The sequence below is a fragment of the Cobetia sp. UIB-001 genome (assembly GCF_044789135.1).
In the GTDB taxonomy this organism is placed as follows: domain Bacteria; phylum Pseudomonadota; class Gammaproteobacteria; order Pseudomonadales; family Halomonadaceae; genus Cobetia; species Cobetia amphilecti.
Map to the genome: position 1 here is coordinate 3,448,779 of NZ_CP058244.1, position 5,026 is coordinate 3,453,804.

At 59.6% G+C, this 5,026-nt stretch carries 3 protein-coding genes; all 3 read right to left on the reverse strand.

Going from position 1 to position 5,026, the window contains the following annotated elements:
- Positions 1 to 38 precede the first annotated feature (38 nt).
- The 3 genes from HA399_RS14320 to HA399_RS14330 are packed head-to-tail and all read right to left on the reverse strand — an operon-like array spanning position 39 to position 4,929.
- On the reverse strand, positions 39 to 1,346 hold the full coding sequence (locus HA399_RS14320) for a TolC family outer membrane protein (RefSeq protein WP_082388386.1): 1,308 nt from the start codon (positions 1,344 to 1,346) through the stop codon (positions 39 to 41).
- Between the two features lie 33 nt (positions 1,347 to 1,379).
- Positions 1,380 to 2,762 carry an HlyD family type I secretion periplasmic adaptor subunit gene (locus tag HA399_RS14325; protein ID WP_153636505.1) on the reverse strand — a complete coding sequence of 461 codons (1,383 nt, stop codon included), beginning with the start codon at positions 2,760 to 2,762 and terminating at the stop codon, positions 1,380 to 1,382.
- Complete coding sequence (locus tag HA399_RS14330; RefSeq protein WP_348472091.1) at positions 2,755 to 4,929, reverse strand: type I secretion system permease/ATPase; 2,175 nt, start codon at positions 4,927 to 4,929, stop codon at positions 2,755 to 2,757. Before HA399_RS14330 ends, HA399_RS14325 begins: the two co-directional genes overlap by 8 nt.
- Between the last annotated feature and the right edge of the window lie 97 nt (positions 4,930 to 5,026).

The following is a 5,026-nucleotide window of genomic DNA, read 5'->3' on the forward strand; positions in this document are numbered from 1 at the left end:
CAACGGCGCATCCAGGGTGCGGGAGCGCCGTGAGTGGCTTAGCCCTGTTGTTGGACGGGGACGGCAACATTCATGGAATCCAGCAGAGCGCCGGTCGCCGACAGCAGGCGATAGTTGGCGGTTTCCAGATCAAAACGGGCGCGAATCAGATTCTGTTGAGAGGTGAACAGCTCACTCTCGCTATCCAGAAGGTCCAGCAATGTGCGCCGCCCGATATCGAATTGCTTGCGATAACTCTCGCGGGTATCGGTCGCGGCTCGCACATAACTTTCCAGGTAATCGATCTGACGCTTGAGGTTCTCGCGGGCATTCCATGCCAGACGAATCTCGTCACGCACATCGCGCATCACGCGATCATTGTCGTGCTCGACCGCTTCCAGCGCTGCCTGACGACCACGGATCTCGGATTGATCACGGCCGCCACGATACAGGTTGTAGCGCATGACCAGTTCGACGCTCCAGTCGTCTGACTTGCTCTTGTCCTGGTCATAATCATTGTCCAGCGTGCGATTGCCCTCGAGACTGAACTCGGGGTAGTTATCGCCCTTCTCGGCGTTCACTTCATGGCGTGCAGCGTCAATGGAGACCCGCGCTGCCGCCAACAGCGGGTTGCGCTGATTGGCCTGCACGTAGGCGCTCTCGACATCCTCGCTGAGCAGGCTGGTGTCGATGCCCGGCATGCTGAGGTCCGACGGCATCTCGCCCACCAGACGCAGATAGGCAGAGCGGGAATCCTCGAGATTGTTGATCGATGACAGCACGCTGGCTTCGGCATTGGCCAGACGACCATCCACCTGACGCACGTCACTGCGCGCACCGAGGCCGGATTCCGCACGTCGCCCGATATCATTCGAGATGCGACGGTGAGCCTCGAGATTGGCTTGTGCATACTTGAGAATCAGCTCATCACGCATGACCTGCAGATAGGCACCGGCCGTATCCAGCGCGATGTCATTGGCCTCGGCCGCGACCTGCAGGCGCTGGTAGTCCGCCTCTGTCTCGGCCTGGCGAATGCGCTCGATTGTCGTGTTGCCGTCCCAGAGCAGCTGACGGATGGTCAGATCAAGGCGCGTGTAATCGTGCCAATCGTCATCGTCATTGACGCCGTCATCTTCCGAGTCGAACTTGCCATAGCCCAGACGACCGGTCAGATCCACCGTCGGGCGATACGCCCCGCGCTGGGTTTCCGCTTCTTCGAGTCGCTGGATGTGACGTGAAACCTGAACGCGCGTGCGCGGGTTTTCCATTACCGCTCGGGATACGGCCTCTTCAAGAGTCGCAGCCGAAGCCTGAACGCCAAACCCCATCCCTGCGGCGATGCTCAACGCCAAGAGTGTCTTTTTCATTATGAGTTACCCTCGAATCCATTAAATCCTTGATCAACGTTCACGCAAGGCACCTTGCCTGGCGCGCAGAATCGGCTTCATCAGATATTGCAGTACGGTCTGATTGCCAGTGATCACATCGACACTGGCCTGCATGCCCGGGATGATCGTGAGCGGATCCGAGTCACTGCCAAGGTGGTTCTGCTCCGTCAGCACCTTGATCTCGTAGAAACTGTTGCCTTCTTCATCCTGCACAGTATCCGCACTGATCTGATCGACCTTGCCTTCCAATCCACCGTAGATGGTGAAGTCGTAGGCAGATAACTTGACGACGGCCGGCTGTCCAATTCTCAGGAAGCCGATGTCCTTGGGAGCGACTCGCGCCTGAACCAGCAGCTGATCCTCGATGGGAACGATCTCCATCAGGTCTTCCCCGGGCTCGATGACGCCGCCTATGGTATTGATATTCAGCGTCTTGATGGCGCCCTGAACCGGAGAGGTCACCAAAGTACGATCGAGTCGGTCCTGAAGACTGGTGCGCCCCTCACGCAAGCGACCCAGATCCGCCTGGGTCTTGGCGAGCTCTTCCGCGGCACGTGAGCGGAATTCCTGCGCGACGCCGACCCGATTCGAGATGGCCTCATCCAGCTCCGATTGCTTGCCCGGCACGGCCAGACGTGCCGATTCAAGATCACCTCGCAGGTCGTTGACCTCACGCTGGATCTTGAGAAGGTCCACCTGAGAGACCACGCCTTCACGCACCAGCGGGGCCGTCATGCCGAGCTCGCGACGTGACAGTTGATAGCTGCGCTCGAGACTGTTGATGCGCGATCTCAACTCACGCAACTCCTGTTCTTTCTGCAGAATCTGTTCACGCGCGCCATTGAGGCCACTGTTGAGCTGATTCAGATGCGTGCGATATGCCGTCATCGCACGCGACACCAGAGCGGGACTGCGCGCCTTGAATTCTTCGTCGAACGGCAACTCGATATTCTTCACGCTCACCTGATCCTTCCAGGCATCCGCGGAGGCGTTGACCTCGATGGAATCAAGCTCGGTGTCGTACTGCATGATGGTGGCCTGCAGGCCATCGAGGGTCGAGACACGCTCGCGCAGATCGGAACCTGCACTGGTGTCATCGATGCGCAGCAGTGGCTCCCCCGCCGAGACGACCTGACCTTCCTTGATATAGATCTCGCGCACGATACCGCCTTCCAGGTTCTGGACGACCTGCAGGTGCGTCGAGGGCACGACCTTGCCGGACCCGCGCGTGACGACCTCCAGACTCGCCTGACTGGCCCAGATGATGAAGATGACCACGAATGCGAGCACCATCCAGATCAGGATGCGCGACTTCCAGGGAGTCGCCAGCAACACGGCCGAACTGACATCATCGAGATGGTGAAGGTCACGCTGCTCAATCGGTGCCTTAGCCACGATTCACCTCCTGCTTGCGCCCGGCGACACGGCCTTCATTCAGGGCGCTCAGCACCTGCTGCTTGGGCCCATCGGCGACGATGCGCCCTCCTTCCATGACGATGACGCGGTCTACCACGTCGAGCATGCTGCTCTTGTGGGTGACCAGCAGCAGCGTCTGGCTGCGTGGCAGGGACTTGAGCATTCTGCGCAGGCGCAGCTCGGCGCGGTTATCCATGTGCGACCCGGGCTCATCGAGCAGCAAGAGCGGAGGACGCATCAAGAGTGCGCGTGCCAGCAAGACCGTCTGACGCTGACCGCTGGAGAGCATGCGCCCACCCTCACCCACCTGACGGTCCAGTCCTTCAGGGTGATGACGAGTGAATTCGGTCACACCGGAGGCATCAGCCGCGAGGTCGATCTGTACGTCACTGGCGTGTGGTTGGCCGAGGGTGATGTTGTCGCGAATGGAGCCGAAGAACAGTGAACTGTCCTGGCCCGCATGACCGATATGCCGACGTACGTCGGCGGGATGCAGCTGATTGAGATCCAGTCCATCGATTCGAACGCTGCCCGCCGTGGCGCGATACAGGCCAGAGACAAGACGTTGCAAGGTACTCTTGCCAGCACCGATACGCCCGATGATCGCGATCCTCTCACCTGGGTTTATTTTCAATGAGATATCCGACACGGCAGGCGGCGTATTCGGCGCATAGGCAAAGCCGACGCGATCGAATTCAATGCGCATCTGCAGGTGCTCGCGGTGAACGTAACGACGATCTTCCGACTCTTCCGGCAATGCCATGATCTGCTCAAGCGCACTCATGGCACTGCGCGTCTGGCCGATGCGCGTGATCAGCAACGCCAACTGCCCCAGCGGCTGCAACGCACGCCCGGACAGCATGACCGCGGCGATCAAGCCACCGACAGACAGGCGTGCATCCGCGATCAGATAGACCCCGAACACGACCAGCGCCACCGTGGTGGCCTGTGTCAGCGACATGCTCAACGAGCTGACAGAGGTCGTCAGGTTGCGGCTTTTCACCCCCCAATGCGCGATCTGCCCGACGGCGCGTTCATATCGACGCTGGGTTTCGCCCTGAGCATTGGCCAGCTTGAGGCTCTCGAGGCCGGAGACTGCTTCGACGAGGCGCGCATTGCGCTCCGTCGCCAGGCGCGACCCCTGCTCGATGCTGCTGCGCAGCGGCTTCTGGATCGCCAGACTGTAGACAAGCAGGATCACAAGCGCGGCGAAGGGCACCAGAACCAATGGCCCCGCCACGATCCAGATCACCAGCAGGAACAGCAGGGCAAACGGCAGATCGACCAGGGTGGTCAGGGTCGCGGAGGTGAAGAACTCGCGAATCGAATCGAACTCCTGCAGGTGCTTCACATAGCCACCGACAGAGCCGGGACGCGCTTCCATCCGCAGGTTCATGGTCTTGGAGAAGAGTTTCGAGGTCAGCAACACCTCGGACTTCTTGCCGGCCGTATCCATGAAGTAGGCGCGTGTCTGGCGCATCACGAAGTCGAACACCATGATGATCGCCATACCCGTCGCCAAGACCCACAGCGTGTTGAAGGCCAGGTTGGGCACGACCTTGTCATAGGCGTTCATCACGAACAGTGGCGATGCCACGGCAAACAGGTTGATCAATATCGACGCCAGAATCACGTCACGATAGATCGGCCGCGACAGCTTCAGCGTTGACCAGAACCAATGGCCATCGCTCTGCTTGAGCGTTTCCGGTGCGCGTTCATCAAAGCGGTGCTCCTGCTTGAGATAGACGACACGCCCATCATGACGCTCAGCCAGAGACTCGATGTCGACCAGCTCATCACCATCGGCCTCAGGCTGATGAATCCTGGCCTTGCCTGCGTCGTTGTCGACCTCCAGCAAGACGACAGCACGCTCTTCCTTGAGTATGAGAATGCACGGCATCAGCATGTCGCTGATGGCCGTGATCTGCTGGTTGACCAGTTTGGCACTCAGATTGGCACGTGCCGCGGCACGACTGACAAGCGCCAGGGGAAGACGGCCTTCCTCCATGGGAAGGCCATCGACCAGCACTGCTGCAGATCTGGGATTGCCGTGGTATCGCGCCATGAAGACCAGCGCATTGAGAAGGGGGTCGCCCTCCCTCTCGCCAACAGGCTCCGGTCTTAATGGCGTGGGTTGATCGCTCAACCTGTCCTCCTTAGTAGGGCACTTCGCAGATGTCTCTACGGCAAAGTCTAATACAGCAAGGGGAGACAGCCTAAGCCATCTCCCCTATCACATCGAT